The sequence below is a fragment of the Variovorax sp. AC103 genome (genome assembly GCF_979254005.1).
Genome location: NZ_CEEDFC010000008.1, coordinates 225,577 through 239,250, shown reverse-complemented (window position 1 = coordinate 239,250; position 13,674 = coordinate 225,577). Strand labels below are relative to the sequence as shown.

14 protein-coding genes are annotated in these 13,674 nt (G+C 69.8%); 8 read left to right on the top strand and 6 right to left on the bottom strand.

Annotated features, from left to right (window positions below; all coding sequences use genetic code 11):
• The first annotated feature begins 2 nt into the window (after positions 1-2).
• The 8 genes from AC0IYU_RS14545 to AC0IYU_RS14510 are packed head-to-tail and all read left to right on the top strand — an operon-like array spanning position 3 to position 7,206.
• Entirely contained in the window at positions 3-1,073 is a 1,071-nt protein-coding gene (locus tag AC0IYU_RS14545) for an ABC transporter ATP-binding protein (protein WP_435483193.1), read from the top strand.
• On the top strand, positions 1,066-1,968 hold the full coding sequence (locus tag AC0IYU_RS14540) for an ABC transporter permease (RefSeq protein ID WP_472117932.1): 903 nt from the start codon (positions 1,066-1,068) through the stop codon (positions 1,966-1,968). Before AC0IYU_RS14545 ends, AC0IYU_RS14540 begins: the two co-directional genes overlap by 8 nt.
• Before the next feature lie 16 nt (positions 1,969-1,984).
• Positions 1,985-2,779: an ABC transporter permease gene (locus tag AC0IYU_RS14535; protein ID WP_435483195.1), complete on the top strand. Its 795-nt coding sequence runs from the start codon at positions 1,985-1,987 to the stop codon at positions 2,777-2,779.
• A gap of 53 nt (positions 2,780-2,832) precedes the next feature.
• The gene (locus tag AC0IYU_RS14530; protein WP_435483196.1) at positions 2,833-3,969 is read left to right on the top strand and encodes an NAD(P)/FAD-dependent oxidoreductase; all 1,137 of its coding nucleotides are present in this window, start codon (positions 2,833-2,835) and stop codon (positions 3,967-3,969) included.
• Positions 3,959-4,324: a (2Fe-2S)-binding protein gene (locus AC0IYU_RS14525; protein WP_435483197.1), complete on the top strand. Its 366-nt coding sequence runs from the start codon at positions 3,959-3,961 to the stop codon at positions 4,322-4,324. Before AC0IYU_RS14530 ends, AC0IYU_RS14525 begins: the two co-directional genes overlap by 11 nt.
• A complete protein-coding gene (locus tag AC0IYU_RS14520) occupies positions 4,314-5,693 on the top strand; it encodes an FAD-dependent oxidoreductase (RefSeq protein ID WP_435483198.1) in 1,380 nt (459 codons plus the stop codon). Before AC0IYU_RS14525 ends, AC0IYU_RS14520 begins: the two co-directional genes overlap by 11 nt.
• Positions 5,690-6,856 carry an NAD(P)/FAD-dependent oxidoreductase gene (locus AC0IYU_RS14515; protein WP_472117928.1) on the top strand — a complete coding sequence of 389 codons (1,167 nt, stop codon included), beginning with the start codon at positions 5,690-5,692 and terminating at the stop codon, positions 6,854-6,856. The genes AC0IYU_RS14520 and AC0IYU_RS14515 overlap by 4 nt, the downstream gene beginning before the upstream one ends.
• On the top strand, positions 6,853-7,206 hold the full coding sequence (locus AC0IYU_RS14510; RefSeq protein ID WP_435483200.1) for a RidA family protein: 354 nt from the start codon (positions 6,853-6,855) through the stop codon (positions 7,204-7,206). The genes AC0IYU_RS14515 and AC0IYU_RS14510 overlap by 4 nt, the downstream gene beginning before the upstream one ends.
• A gap of 16 nt (positions 7,207-7,222) precedes the next feature.
• Here the strand turns inward: AC0IYU_RS14510 and AC0IYU_RS14505 are convergent, their stop codons facing one another.
• From AC0IYU_RS14505 to AC0IYU_RS14480, 6 genes are all read right to left on the bottom strand, one after another.
• Positions 7,223-9,325: a DUF3300 domain-containing protein gene (locus tag AC0IYU_RS14505; protein WP_472117925.1), complete on the bottom strand. Its 2,103-nt coding sequence runs from the start codon at positions 9,323-9,325 to the stop codon at positions 7,223-7,225.
• Positions 9,326-9,498: 173 nt separating this feature from the next.
• A complete protein-coding gene (locus AC0IYU_RS14500) occupies positions 9,499-10,140 on the bottom strand; it encodes a DUF3299 domain-containing protein (protein ID WP_472117921.1) in 642 nt (213 codons plus the stop codon).
• 3 nt (positions 10,141-10,143) lie between these two features.
• Positions 10,144-11,406 carry an ABC transporter permease gene (locus AC0IYU_RS14495; RefSeq protein WP_472117918.1) on the bottom strand — a complete coding sequence of 421 codons (1,263 nt, stop codon included), beginning with the start codon at positions 11,404-11,406 and terminating at the stop codon, positions 10,144-10,146.
• A complete protein-coding gene (locus AC0IYU_RS14490; protein ID WP_435435410.1) occupies positions 11,403-12,158 on the bottom strand; it encodes an ABC transporter ATP-binding protein in 756 nt (251 codons plus the stop codon). Before AC0IYU_RS14490 ends, AC0IYU_RS14495 begins: the two co-directional genes overlap by 4 nt.
• Before the next feature lie 4 nt (positions 12,159-12,162).
• A complete protein-coding gene (locus AC0IYU_RS14485; RefSeq protein WP_472117915.1) occupies positions 12,163-12,756 on the bottom strand; it encodes a DUF2796 domain-containing protein in 594 nt (197 codons plus the stop codon).
• On the bottom strand, positions 12,753-13,661 hold the full coding sequence (locus AC0IYU_RS14480) for a sulfurtransferase (protein WP_472117912.1): 909 nt from the start codon (positions 13,659-13,661) through the stop codon (positions 12,753-12,755). Before AC0IYU_RS14480 ends, AC0IYU_RS14485 begins: the two co-directional genes overlap by 4 nt.
• Positions 13,662-13,674 lie beyond the last annotated feature (13 nt).

Sequence of the window (13,674 nt, the reverse complement as noted above, 5' to 3'; positions counted from 1 at the left end):
GCATGACCTTTCTTCAACTCGATCGACTCGGCAAGACCTTCGGCGACTTCCGCGCCGTGGAAAGCCTGAGCCTGGACGTGGAGCGCGGCGAGTTCATCTCGCTGCTCGGCCCCTCGGGCTGCGGCAAGACCACCACCCTGCAGATGGTGGCGGGCTTCGTCGAGCCGACGCGCGGGCGCATCTGCCTGAACGGCGCCGACATCACCGGCATGCGGCCCGAGAAGCGCGGCATGGGCGTGGTGTTCCAGAGCTACGCGCTCTTTCCGCACATGACGGTGGCCGACAACATCGGCTTCGGCCTGGAGATGCGCGGCATGCGGCGCGCCGAGAAGCTCAAGCGCATCGACGAGACGCTCGACCTCGTGCGGCTGCCGGGCCTGGGCAAGCGCTACCCGAAGGAGCTCTCGGGCGGCCAGCGGCAGCGCGTGGCCATCGCCCGTGCGCTGGCGGTGCGCCCCGAGGTGCTGCTGCTCGACGAGCCGATGTCCAACCTCGACGCGAAGCTGCGCGAGGACATGCACGTCGAACTGCGCGGCATCCAGCGGCACCTGGGCATCACCACCATCCTGGTCACGCACGACCAGGTCGAGGCCATGACCATGAGCGACCGCATCGCGGTGATGCACGGCGGGCGCATCGTGCAGCTCGCCACGCCGTACGAGGCCTACGAGCGGCCCGAGTCGGCGTTCGCTTCGTCTTTCCTCGGCAAGACCAATGTGCTGAAGGGCGTGGTCGAAGCCCGCAACGCGCGCTGCTGCGAGGTGCGCGTGGGCAATTCGCTGCTGCACGTGCCGCACCAGGAGAAGGCGCTCGCGCGCGAGGTCAATGTCTACGTGCGGCCCGAGAAGGTGAGGCTGGCACCTGCGTCGGCTGCCGACGGCATTCCCGCCACCATCCGCACGCGGCTCTTCCTGGGCAACCACTGGCTGGTCGAGGTCGACAGCGCGCTCGGGCCGATGCGCGTGAGCCATCCCAACATCGGCGCGGTGCCGCCGGCCGAAGGCGAGGCCGTCGCGGTGCACTGGCTGGACGACGACCTGCGCCTGCTGGACACGGAGGCCGCGCATGGCTGAGGCCGCCACCGCCCCACGCGCGGCTTCCAGTGCCGGTGCAGGCGCGGGTGCCGCACCCTGGTTCCTCAGCGCGCCCGCGCTGCTGCTGTTCCTCGGGCTGCTGGTGATTCCGCTCGCGCTCACGGCGTTGCTGTCGTTCCACGCGTTCGACGGCACGCGCGGCGTGCTGCCCGACTACACGGCGCGCAACTACCTCGAGATCTTCTCGGACTCGTACTACTACGAGATCTTCCTGCGCACGGCCGGCCTGGCGCTGGCGGTCACGCTGCTGTCGGTGCTGTTCGGCGTGCCGGAGACCATCATCCTGTCGCGCATGAAGGCGCCGTGGCGCGGCATCTTCCTGATCGTCATCCTCGGGCCGCTGCTGGTGTCGGTGGTGGTGCGCACGCTGGGCTGGGCCATCCTCATGGGCAACAACGGGCTCATCAACGCGGGCCTGCAGGCGCTCGGCCTCACCGACGAGCCGGTGCGCCTGCTGTTCACCATGACGGGCGTGGTCATCGCGCTCACGCACGTGCTGATGCCGTTCATGGTGATCTCGGTGTGGGCCTCGCTGCAGAAGCTCGACCCGCAGGTCGAGAACGCGGGGCTCTCGTTCGGGGCGGCGCCTTTCACGGTGTTCCGGCGGGTGATCCTGCCGCAGATATTGCCGGGCATCCTGTCGGGCGGGATCATCGTGTTCGCGCTGGCGGCTTCGGCCTTCGCCACGCCGGCCATCCTGGGCGGGCGGCGGCTCAAGGTGGTGGCCACGGCCGCCTACGACGAGTTCCTGAGCACGCTGAACTGGCCGCTGGGCGCGTCGATCGCCATCCTGCTGCTCATCGCCAACGTGATCGTCATCGCGGGCTTCAACCGCTGGCTCGAGCGGCGCTACGCGCAGGTCTTCGAGGCTTGAGACACAAAGGCACCCCATGCGCAAGAACGGACTGCTCTCCCTCATCTATCACACGGTCTTCATCGCCTTCATCCTGGCGCCGCTGGTCGTGGTGGTGCTCGTGTCGTTCACCGGCAAGGGCTACATCTCGCTGCCGACCGACGGCTTCTCGCTGCGCTGGTTCCGCGCCATCGGCGGCGCCACCGAGCTGGTCAACGCGTTCTGGCTCTCGCTGTGGCTGGGCCTGGCGAGCGCCACGGTCGCGGTGGTGCTCGCGGTGCCGGCTGCGCTGGCGCTGGTGCGCTACCGCTTCCCGGGGCGCGGCGTGCTCTCGGCCTTCTTCATGTCGCCGCTGATGATTCCGCACGTGGTGCTGGGCGTGGCGTTCCTGCGCTTCTTCACCACCATCGGCGTGTCGGGGTCGTTCGTGTGGCTTGCCTTGACACACGTCGTGGTGGTGATGCCCTACGCGCTGCGGCTGGTGCTGGCCTCGGCCACGGGGCTGGACCGCGATGCCGAGAAGGCCGCGCTTTCGCTCGGTGCGAGCCGCGCGACCGCCTTCCGCCGCATCGTGCTGCCGCTGATCCTGCCGGGCGTGGTGGGCGGCTGGATGCTCGCCTTCATCCAGAGCTTCGACGAGCTCACGATGACGGTGTTCGTCGCCACGCCGGGCACCACGACGCTGCCGGTGGCCATGTACAACCAGATCGCCCAGACCATCGACCCGCTGGTGGCGTCGGTGTCGACCGTGCTCATCGTCGGCACGGTGGTGCTGATGGTGCTGCTCGACCGCCTCGTCGGGCTCGACCGCGTGCTGATCGGCAAGGGCTGAACGCGCGCTGTCCGTCTGCCCTGCATCGGGCATTTCCTTTTTTTTCGCATTCCATGAACACAAGTGATTTGATCGTCGTCGGCGGCGGCCTGGTCGGCACCGCGCTGGCCTACGGCGCCGCGCGCCGCGGCACCCGCGTGACCGTGCTCGACGAGGGCGACGACGCGTTTCGCGCCTCGCGCGGCAACTTCGGGCTCGTCTGGGTCCAGGGCAAGGGCTTCGGCATGACGCCGTATGCGCGCTGGTCAATGGGGTCGGCCGCGCAATGGCCGCAGCTTGCCGCCGCGCTGGAAGCGGACAGCGGCATCGACGTGCAACTGCGCCAGCCCGGCGGCTTCCATTTCTGCTTCAACGACGACGAGATGCAGGCGCGCCAGGCGCGCATGCACGACATTCGTGCTGCGCTCGACGGCGACTACCCTTTCGAGATGCTCGACCATGCGTCGCTTGCGGCCCGGCTGCCCGCCATCGGCCCCGGCGTCGCGGGCGCGAGCTACTCGCCGATGGACGGCCACGCCAATCCGTTGAAGCTGTTGCGCGCGCTGCACGCGGCCTGCCGACACCACGGCGTGCGTTTTGCGCAGGGCAGCCGTGCGACGCGGGTCGCGCCGCTGGCCGACGGCTTCGAGGTCGAGACCGCGGCTGCGACATGGCATGCGCCGCGCGTGGTGCTCGCGGCCGGCCTCGGCAACCGCGCGCTGGCGCCGCACGTCGGCCTGCATGCGCCGGTGCAGCCCAACCGCGGCCAGGTGCTGGTGGGCGAGCGTGTCGCCCGCTTTCTGGACCATCCGACCACCTACGTGCGCCAGACCGACGAAGGCACGATCCAGCTCGGCGATTCGCTGGAAGACGTCGGCCTGGACGACGGCACCACCGCCGACGTGCTCGCCACCATCGCGCGCCGCGGTGTGCGCAGCTTTCCGGTGCTGCAGAGCCTGCGCCTGGTGCGCGCGTGGGGTGCGCTGCGGGTGATGACGCCCGACGGCTTTCCCATCTACCAGGCGTCGACGCAGTGCCCCGGCGCTTTCGTCGTGACCTGCCACAGCGGCGTGACGCTGGCCGCCAACCATGCGTTTTCCATCGCACCGTGGATCGCCGGCCAGGCGGGGAGCGATCTTCCGGCCGGCATCGACGCCTTCAGCGGCGACCGCTTCCTCAACGGCAACGAGACCTTCCACCATGCCCACTGATGTCCGCTTTCGTTCCCTGGTTCCCGCCGGCACTTCGCCGCGCGGCGAGCCGGTGGTCACCCTGCATTTCGACGGCCGCGCGCTGCAGGCGCCGGCCGGCTGCAGCGTGGCCGCGGCCCTGCTCGCCAACGGCGTTTCTGCCTTCCGCACCACGCCGGTGAGCGGGGCGCCGCGCGCGCCCTATTGCATGATGGGCGCGTGCTTCGACTGCCTGGTCGAGATCGACGGCCAACCCAACCGGCAGAGCTGCCTGGTCGCGGTGGCCGAGGGCATGCGGGTGAACACGCAAGTCGGCCTGCGTTCGCTCGATGTCCCGGGTGCCGTGCTTGCCGGGGAGGCCGCGCATGTCGAATGAACGTTGCGACATCGCCATCGTCGGCGCCGGTCCGGCCGGCATGTCGGCCGCCATCGTCGCCGCGCGGCTCGGCGCCAGCGTCGTCGTGCTCGACGAGCAGCGCGGTGCGGGCGGGCAGATCTACCGCGCCATCACCGACGCGCCCGCGCGCCGGGTCGACCTGCTCGGGCCGGACTATGCCGCGGGCCGCCCGCTCGCCGAGGCCTTTGCCACCAGCGGTGCACGGCACCTCACCGGCGCGGCCGTCTGGCAGGTCACGCCCGAAGGCGCGGTGCATTACCTGCGCGACGGTGCGACCGCGACGCTGCAGGCCGAGCGCGTGGTGATCTGCTCGGGCGCGATGGAGCGACCGTTCCCGATTCCGGGCTGGACGCTGCCGGGTGTGCTCACCGCCGGCGCCGCGCAGATCCTGTTGAAGAGCGCCGACGTGGTGCCGGCCGAACCGGTGGTGCTGGCGGGCTGCGGGCCGCTGCTCTACCTGCTCGGCTGGCAGTACGTGCGGGCGGGCGTGCCCATTCGCGCGCTGGTCGACACGACGTCGATGGCGGACTACCGGCGCGCGCTGTCGCACCTCGGCGGCGCGCTGGCCGGCTGGCGTTACCTGAAGAAGGGGCTGTCGCTCATGCGCGTGCTCAAGCGCGCCGGCGTGCCCTTCCATACCGGTGCCGAGGACCTGGCCGCGGAAGGCGGGGAGGGTGTCGAAGCCTTGCGCTTCACCGTCGGCGGCAAGCCGCATCGCATCCAGACCTCGACCCTGCTGCTGCACCACGGTGTGGTGCCGAACACCCAGTTCACCTGGTCGCTGCGGGCCAGGCACACATGGGACGACGCGCAGCTGTGCTGGCGGCCCGAGGCGGACGCCTGGGGTGCGCTGGACGTGCCACGCGTCCATGTGGCCGGCGACGGCCTGGGCATCGGCGGCGCGCTGGCAGCGGCGCTGCAGGGCGAGCTTGCCGCGCTCGGCGCGATGCATGGGCTCGGCCGGATCACCACCGGTGAGCGCGACACGCGCGCCGCGCCGGTTCGCGCGGCGTTGCAGGACCACCTGCGCATTCGCCCCTTCCTCGACGCGCTGTACCGGCCCAAGAAGGCCAACCGCATTCCGGCCGACGACGTGATCGTGTGCCGCTGCGAGGAAGTCGCCGCTGGCGACATCCGCAAGTTCGTGGCGCTCGGATGCGACGGCCCGAACCAGGCGAAGGCCTTCGGGCGCTGCGGCATGGGCCCGTGCCAGGGGCGCCAGTGCGGCCTGACCGTGACCGAGCTGATCGCCGACGCGCGCGGCGTGACGCCGGCCGAGGTGGGCTACTACCGCATCCGGCCGCCGATCAAGCCGATTTCGCTCGGCGAGCTCGCGGGCGCGGAATGAAGCGCTCGGCGGACGCGATCGTCGTCGGCGGCGGCCTGCACGGCTTGTCGAGCGCGCTGCACCTCGCGCGTCGCGGGCTTGAGGTCATCGTGCTGGAGTCCGAGTTCTGCGGCCGCCATGCCTCCGGCGTGAACGCAGGCGGCGTGCGCACGCTGGGCCGGCACGTCGCGGAGATTCCGCTTGCGCTGGCGTCCCGCGCGCTGTGGCACCGGCTGGCCGATCTTGTCGGCGACGATGCGTGCTTCGCGCCCAGCGGCCAGCTGAAGGTGGCCGAGACCGACGACGAATTGCAGACGCTGCGCGCCGACGTGGCGCGTCTGCACGCGCTCGGCTTCGACCATGAGGACATCGTGGATGCCCGGCAGGTGCGCGAACTCGTGCCCGCCATCGCACCGCATGTGGTCGGCGGCATCTGGGCGCGCGACGACGGCCATGCCTTGCCGTACCGCGCCGTCACCGCGTTCCGTCTCGCGGCCCAGCGCGCGGGTGCCGAGGTGAACGAAGAAACGCGCGTCGAACGCATCGACCATCGCGCCGGCCGCTGGCATGTGGCAACCACGCGCGGCAGCTTCGACGCCACGCACCTGGTCAACACCGCGGGCGCATGGGCCGGCGCGCTCGCCGCGCAGGCCGGCGACGCGGTGCCGGTCGAAGGGGGCGGGCTGATGCTCATGATCACGCACCGCGCGCCGCCCTTCGTCACGCCGGTGCTCGGCGCGACAGGCCGCGCGCTGTCCTTCAAGCAGTTCGCCAACGGCACCGTGCTGATCGGCGGTGGCCTGCGCTGCACCGCCGACCTGGCCGCGCGGCACGGCATCGTCGACATGCCCAGGCTCGCCCGCAGCGCGCGCACGGTGACCGACCTGTTCCCGCATCTGAAGCCGCTGGGCGTCAACCGCGCATGGGCCGGCGTGGAAGCTTTCATGCCCGACGGCATTCCCGTGATCGGGCCCAGCCGCGCCGCGCCGAATCTGGTGCATGCCTTCGGCTTCTCGGCGCACGGCTTCGAGCTGGGGCCGATCGGCGGGCAGATCGTCGCCGAGCTCGTCACCGAAGGGCGCAGCACCTTGCCGATAGAAGCCTTCGCCGTCGACCGCTTCGCGCGCCGGACGGCCGCATCCTTTCAACCCGCCCAACCCATCCAACAAGGAAACACACCATGAGCGACATCCAGCGCCACGACTCCAACGCACGCCTTTCACGCATCGTCGTGCACAACTCGGTGGTGTACGTTGCGGGCGTCACCGCGAACGACCGCAGCGGCGATGCCCAGGCGCAGACGGCCGACATCCTGGCCAAGATCGACGGCTACCTGGCCAGCGTGGGCACGAACAAGTCGCGCCTGCTGTCGGTGCAGATCTGGCTGCAGGACATCGACCGCGACTTCGCCGGCCTGAATGCCGCCTGGGCGGCGTGGATTCCCTCGGATGCCATGCCCACGCGCGCGACCTGCGAAGCCCGGCTGGCCGCGCCCGACCTGCGCGTCGAGATCATCGTGACCGCGGCGTTGTAGGCCGCGCAGCCGGACCTTACTGAGGCGGTTGTCCGGGCTCGCCGGGGCGGCCCGGCGGACGCTTTTGCTGCGCGGCGGCGGCCGCCGCCAGGCGCTGCTGCTGCTGGGCCTGCTGTTGCTGCGCTTGCTGTTGCTGGTGCTGCTGTTGTTGCTGTTGTTGCTGCGCCTGTTGCTGTTGGCGCTGCACCTGCTGTTGTTGCTGCTGGGCCTGCTGCTGCGCGCGCTGCTGGGCCTGCGCCTGTTGTTGCGCCATGGCGGCCTGCTGTTGCTGGCGTTGCTGCTGCATCGCCTGTTGCTGCTGCGCCCTTGCCGCCTGCTGGGCTTGTTGTTGCGCCTGCTGCTGCTGGCGCATCTGTTCCTGCTGGGCCTGTTGTTGCTGCCGAGCCTGGTTCTGGACCTGCTGTTGCTGCGCCTGCTGCTGTTGTTGCTGGCGCTGGATCTGCTGTTGCTGCTGCTGGGCCTGTTGCTGCGCGCGCTGCTGGGCCTGCTGCTGTTGCTCGCGCGCCTGTTGCTGACCCTGTTGCTGCTGCGCCTGCTGTCGGCGTGACTGCTCCGCCTGGGCTTGTTGCTGCTGGGCCTGTTGTTGCGCGCGCTGCTGGGCCTGCTGCTGTTGCTCGCGTGCCTGTTGCTGGCCCTGTTGTTGCTGCGCTTGCTGCCGGCGTGCCTGCTCCGCCTGGGCTTGTTGCTGCTGTGCCTGTTGCGGCCCTTGCGGGTTGCCGCCGCGCGCTTGCTGCGCCTGCTGGGCTTGCTGCATCTGCTGCTGGCGCTGCTGCATTTGTGCCTGTCGCGCTTGCTGCTGTTGATCGCGCGCCTGCTGTTGCTGCACCTGCAATTGCCGGGCTTGTTGCTGAGCCTGTTGCTGCTGGGCTTGCTGCTGTTGCTGCTGAGCGCGTTGCTGGGCTTGTTGTTGTTGAGCTTGCGCCTGTGCCTGTTGCTGCGCGATCACCGCTTGCTGCTGCTGTTGCTGACGTTGCTGTTGCTGCTGGGCCAACTGCGCCTGTTGCTGTTGCTGAGCGAAGGCCGGCCCCGCCGCGAAATTGGGCGGCGTGCCGCCGCGTGGACCGCCGTTGTTGTTGTAGACAGTGCGCTCGTTCACGTTGTTGATCACGGTGGTCGAGCGCGACACGTAGGTGCTGTTGTTGTAGACCACGGCCGGCCGTGCGAAGGCGGGCGGTGCGCCACGGTCGCGATCGCGGTCACGACCGCGCGGACCACCCCAGTTCACGTTCCAGGAGTTCCAGCCCCAGCCATGCCGCTCGAGCGCGCTGCCCACCACCACCCCGGCGCCGAACGCAAGCGCGCCCGCCGCAGCCAGCTGGCCGCCGCTGTAGCCCTGGGCCACTTGCACCGGCGGCGCATACGCATAGCCGGGATACACCGGCTCGGGCGCGCCGTAGATCACCTGCGGGTCATAGGCCGGCACGTACACCAGGTCGGGCTGCACCGGCTCGATGGTGATGTACTGCGGCGGCGGCTCGATCACGGCCGGGCCGCCGTACACCGGCTGCATGTCGGGCGACGGTGCGTAGTTCTGCGGTGCCGAGGCGCTGGCCACACGCAGCTTGTCGTTGTTCTTCAGCCGGCCAGCCTTCGAGGCGCGCTGGCGCATGACCTGGATCGCGTTCATCACGTCCGCCGGGTCGTTGTAGTAGGCCTGCCCGAGCGCCGTGGTCCACGGGATGTTGCCTGCCAGCTGGTCGACCACCGAGCGGAAGGCGGTGAGCGACTTCACGCTCGGGTCCCACGCCTGCTGGTTGGCCGCGTCGGCCAGCGGGCCGGCCTTCAGGTTGCGGTTCTGACCGAGCCAGTCGTGCGCGGCGGTGATCTGCTCGGGATAGGTGGCGCCCGCCAGGACCTGGGCCACCAGCTTGTCGGGGTAGAGCGCGATGGGGGCGACCAGCTGGTAGAGCTGTTCGGCCGAGGGCGGCGTGTAGGCCACGGGCGTGGGCGCCGCGGGAGCGGCTGCCGGTGTCTGCGGCACCGAGGGCGCGGGCATCGAGGTCGCCGGGTCGGCAGCCGCTGCGGGCGTGCCGGGGGTCTTGTCGCAGCCTGCGAGCACGAAGGCGCTGATGCACAGCGAGATCGTCAGCAGGCGAGGGGCGAAGTTGTTGTTTGTCATCGGAGTTCCATGAGGACGCCGGCGTCGGGCCCGGAACTCTTTCAACGGTGCGCGGCGGCAGGCGATGACAAAGCCTGCGCCGTGGATGCAACCGACTGTGTCGGCGATGCGCCGTCAACGCTGTCGGCGTACAGCGCACAAGGCGCGAGGCCAAGGGCTGCAGGGCCTTGGCCTTACTTGGCGCCGCCGGTGTACTTGGTGACGTTGGCGGCGCTCACGTGATAGCCGCTCACGCCCATCATCGAGTCGTTGCGCAGGGTCTGCAGCTTGCCGGTGACCCACACGGTGTCCATGGCGCGGAACTTGGCGCCCTTTTGCGGCACCACGTGCAGGATCTGGTTGGCCGGCGGCGGCGGGGTGTGGATGCAGGCGCCGAAGTAGGGCACCAGCAGGAACTCGGTGACCTCGCCCTTGGCCTCTTCGAGCGGCACGATGAAGCCCGGGATCTTCACTTCCACGCCGTTCATCGACGGGTTGGTCGGTGCGTTGTTCGACACCTCCTGCATCTTCATGAGCAGCTCGTTGGCGCGCGGGTCGCCGTCGTCCAGCGCGCTCAGGTCCATGCCCTTGAACTCCTTGGCCGGGTCCCAGTCCTTGGGCACCAGCTCTTCCCATGTGATCTGGCGCGCCTGGCCCGCGGCGGGCTTGGCGGCGGCTGCAGGGGCTGCCGCCTTGCCGCCCAGCGGGTTGGCGGCGGTGGTGTCCTTGGGGGACGGCTCGGCGGCCCAGGCGGCAGCGGCGAGGCCGGCGCCTGCAATCAGCATTGAAAGCCGTGTGAAAGCTTTCGAGGAGTTCGATGCGTGTGCGATGTGCATGTTTCAGATCCTCGGCGAGAGGCCGTCGGCAAGAGAGAGGCGGTAGGCGCGGATGCCGGGCAGCAGGCTTGCCAGCCATCCGGCGGCCAGCAGGCTTGCCATCAGCAGCCATTCGTTCAGTGTAGGTTCGGAAAGGCTCAGTGTCAGCCCGAATTGCGCCTGCAGCCATGGCGAGAGCAGGGCAATGCCCAGCACCGCCATCACCACGCCGAAGGCCACGCCCAGCACGGTGACCATGGCGCCTTCGAGCGCAAGCAGGGCCAGCACGTGGCGCAGGCCCGCGCCCACGGCGCGCAGCACGGCGAGTTCGCGGCGGCGTTCGTTCAGGCCGGCCATCACGACAGACACCAGCCCGGCCAGGCTCACCAGCGCGACCAGCGCGGACATCAGCAGCAGCGCGTTCTCGCCGATGCCGATCACGCTCCACAGCTCGTCGAGCGCCACGCCGGGCAGGATGGCCATGAGCGGCTCGCCGGTGTAGGTGGAGATCCAGCGTTGCACGCCGAACACCGCCGCGCGGTTCTTCAGGCCCACCAGCGCGGCCGTCACGTTCTTAGGCGTGAGGTCGAACTTGCGCACCTGCTCGGCCGGAATGTGCACGCCCGGCATCGGCGCGCCGCCCACCCACTCGAGGTGAATGGCTTCCATGGCGGCCAGGCCGATGTGCACGGTGCGGTCGACCGGCGTGCCGGTGCGCGCGAGCACGCCGACCACGGTGAAGGGCTTGTCCGCATGCTCGGCCACGTTGAGCTCGCCGCTGCCGTGTGCCAGCGTGATCTTCTGGCCCACGTGGTAGCCGAGCTTGTCGGCCACCTCGGCACCCACCACCGCGTCGAACAGTTCGCTGAAGGGCTTGCCTTCGCGCATCTTCAGCAGTTGCTTGTCGCCGTAGCGAAAGCGCGTGAAGTACTCGGGCGACGTGGCCAGCACCGCGAAGCCACGGTGCGAGTCGCCCAGCGACAGCGGCACCACCCAGTCGACACCCGGGTGCGCCTGCAGCGCCTGCACGCTCTTCCACGAGATGTTGTTGGTGGCCGCGCCGATGCGGAACACCGAGTACAGCAGCAGCTGCGTGGAGCCGGTGCGCGCGCCCACGATCAGGTCGGTGCCGGACACGGAGGACGCGAAGTTCTCGCGCAGCTCGGTGCGGATGCGCTCCACACCCAGCAGCAGGAAGGTCGACAGCGCGATGGAGAACACGGTGAGCGCGAGCGTGAAGCGCCGGTTCCATGCGCTGCGCCAGGCAATCGAGAAGAGCGCCTTCATGCGTCCACCGCCATCGCGCTGCTTGCCGCGCGGTTGATCTCGGGCAGCAGCACGTGCCGCGCGAAGCGTTGCGCGATGCGCTGGTCGTGGCTCACGAAGACGAGCGCGCTGCGGTTCTCCACGCAGGCGGTGAGCAGCACATCGAGGAAGGCTTCGCGCCGGTCCTCGTCGAGCGCCGAGGTGGGCTCGTCGGCAATCACCACTTCGGGCTGGCCGATGAGCGCGCGCGCCGCGGCCACGCGCTGCTGCTGGCCCACGGACAGTTGCAGCGCCTGGCGCTTCCACAGGTTGCGGTCCAGGCCCATCTGGTCGAGCAGGTGCTCGGCGGCCTCGCGCGAACTGCCGTTGCGCGCGGCCTGCGCCTCACGTCTTGCCGAGAAGCGGCAGGGCAGCAGCACGTTGTCGAGCACGCTCAGGTAAGGCAGCAGGTTGAACTGCTGGAAGATGTAGCCCACGTGCGCCACACGGCTGCGGTCGCGCGCGGCGCCCGAGAGCTTGGACCAGTCGTGGCCCAGCAGCGTGACGCGGCCTTCGTCGGCCACCAGCACGCCGGCCAGCAGCGACAGCAGCGTGCTCTTGCCGCAGCCGCTCGGGCCATGCAGGAACACCGACTCGCCGGCGGCGATGCGGAAGGCCTCGATGTCGATGCACGGCGTCTTCACGCCGGGCCAGGTGAAGCGCAGCGCTTCGGCGGCGAGCACGACGCGCAGGGGCGACGTCTCGGCTGTCACAGCCTCGGGGACGGTGCTCACAGTGTCACTTGCCCCAGCTCAGGCGGGCGGGCTGCGCGGCCTGCGCGCCGGCCGGGCGCTTCAGCTGGCGCTTGAACTGGCCTTGTGCGGAGGCGATCTGCGAGTCGATCTGGCGCAGGCCCTTGAACGCGGTGAACAGGTTCACGTCGATGAACTTCGCGGCGGCCGCGCTGGTGCAGTTGAAGGAGAAGGTGGCGTCCAGATCGGCATGGCCGGCGGGCTCGCTGGGATCGGGGTTGCCCAGGCCCAGCGCGCCGGAGCGCAGGTCGACCGGGCCGAGCTTGCAGTTGGCGGCCGGATCGACGATGAAGAGCTTGTCGGCCGCGCGCAGCTGGGCGACGGCTTCTTCGACGGCCTTCTTCTCGGCGTCGGTCTTCGGGGCGCGTTCGAAGCCGACGATGTTGTCCAGCGGCGACTCCATGTCGATCACCACCGTGGGGCCGTCGATGGCCACGTCGAGCTTGAGCTGGCCGTGCACGTGGGCGTGCTGCTGCTGGGCCTGTGCGGTGAGGAACGGGGCGGCCGCGAACCATGCGGCGGCCAGTGCGAGACCGGTGGTGCGTCGAAGGGTGCGGACTCGTCGATTCGTCAATGTCATGGTTGCGCGCCTTGCCGGGTCGGCAGCCCCGGCGTGTTGCTCCATTCGCTCCAGCTGCCGGCATAGAGCGCGGTCGTCCCCAGCCCCGCGATCTGCATGGCGAGCAGGTTGGGCACGGCGCTCACGCCGCTGCCGCACTGGTGGACAACGCTCGCCGCATCGCGCCCCGCGAGCAGCGACTCGAACTCGGCACGCAATTGCGATGCCGGCTTGAACTTGCCGTCGGGACCGAGGTTCTCGGCGAAGGGCCGGTTTAGGGCCCCGGGGATGTGACCGGCAATCGGGTCCAGAGGTTCCACCTCGCCGCGGTAACGTGCACCGGCGCGCGCATCGATCAGGTTCTGGTCAGGCTGGCCGAGCCGGCGCACCACGGTGTCGGTGGTGACCAGCTTCGCAAGCGGCTCGCCCGTGACGAAGTTCGACTGGAAGCGCGCGGGCTCCTCGCGGCTGGTGACCTCGCCGCCCGCGGCCTGCCAGGCCTGCAGGCCGCCGTCGAGCACGGCCACGGCGTCGTGGCCCATCCACTTGAGCATCCACCACAGGCGCCCGCAGTAGTTGGCGCCGTTGCGGTCGTACACCACGGCCTGCATGCCGTTGGCGAAGCCGATGCTGGAGAGCCATTGCGCGAACTTCTCGCGGCTGGGCAGCGGGTGGCGCCCACCCGAGGCGGGCACGCCGTCTTCCTGCGCCACGACCACTTCGCCGTGCGCGCCGGGCACGCCGTGCCTGGCGCTCAGGTCGGTGTCGAGGTTGGCGTAGTGCGCGCCCGGGATGTGCGCGGCGGCATACTGCTGCGCGCCCGATTCGGGCTTCATGAGGTCGAAGGTGCAGTCGAACACCATGAAGGAGGTGTCGCCTGCCTGCAGCTGCTGGAGTTGTTCGACGCTGATGAGGGTGGTGTACATGTCGTGTGTCCTT

Coding starts and splice junctions, on each gene's coding strand:
- AC0IYU_RS14545 (WP_435483193.1), top strand. CDS start 3: ATGACCTTTCTTCAACTCGATCGACTCGGCAAGACCTTCGGCGACTTC.
- AC0IYU_RS14540 (WP_472117932.1), top strand. CDS start 1,066: ATGGCTGAGGCCGCCACCGCCCCACGCGCGGCTTCCAGTGCCGGTGCA.
- AC0IYU_RS14535 (WP_435483195.1), top strand. CDS start 1,985: ATGCGCAAGAACGGACTGCTCTCCCTCATCTATCACACGGTCTTCATC.
- AC0IYU_RS14530 (WP_435483196.1), top strand. CDS start 2,833: ATGAACACAAGTGATTTGATCGTCGTCGGCGGCGGCCTGGTCGGCACC.
- AC0IYU_RS14525 (WP_435483197.1), top strand. CDS start 3,959: ATGCCCACTGATGTCCGCTTTCGTTCCCTGGTTCCCGCCGGCACTTCG.
- AC0IYU_RS14520 (WP_435483198.1), top strand. CDS start 4,314: ATGTCGAATGAACGTTGCGACATCGCCATCGTCGGCGCCGGTCCGGCC.
- AC0IYU_RS14515 (WP_472117928.1), top strand. CDS start 5,690: ATGAAGCGCTCGGCGGACGCGATCGTCGTCGGCGGCGGCCTGCACGGC.
- AC0IYU_RS14510 (WP_435483200.1), top strand. CDS start 6,853: ATGAGCGACATCCAGCGCCACGACTCCAACGCACGCCTTTCACGCATC.
- AC0IYU_RS14505 (WP_472117925.1), bottom strand. CDS start 9,325: ATGACAAACAACAACTTCGCCCCTCGCCTGCTGACGATCTCGCTGTGC.
- AC0IYU_RS14500 (WP_472117921.1), bottom strand. CDS start 10,140: ATGCACATCGCACACGCATCGAACTCCTCGAAAGCTTTCACACGGCTT.
- AC0IYU_RS14495 (WP_472117918.1), bottom strand. CDS start 11,406: ATGAAGGCGCTCTTCTCGATTGCCTGGCGCAGCGCATGGAACCGGCGC.
- AC0IYU_RS14485 (WP_472117915.1), bottom strand. CDS start 12,756: ATGACATTGACGAATCGACGAGTCCGCACCCTTCGACGCACCACCGGT.
- AC0IYU_RS14480 (WP_472117912.1), bottom strand. CDS start 13,661: ATGTACACCACCCTCATCAGCGTCGAACAACTCCAGCAGCTGCAGGCA.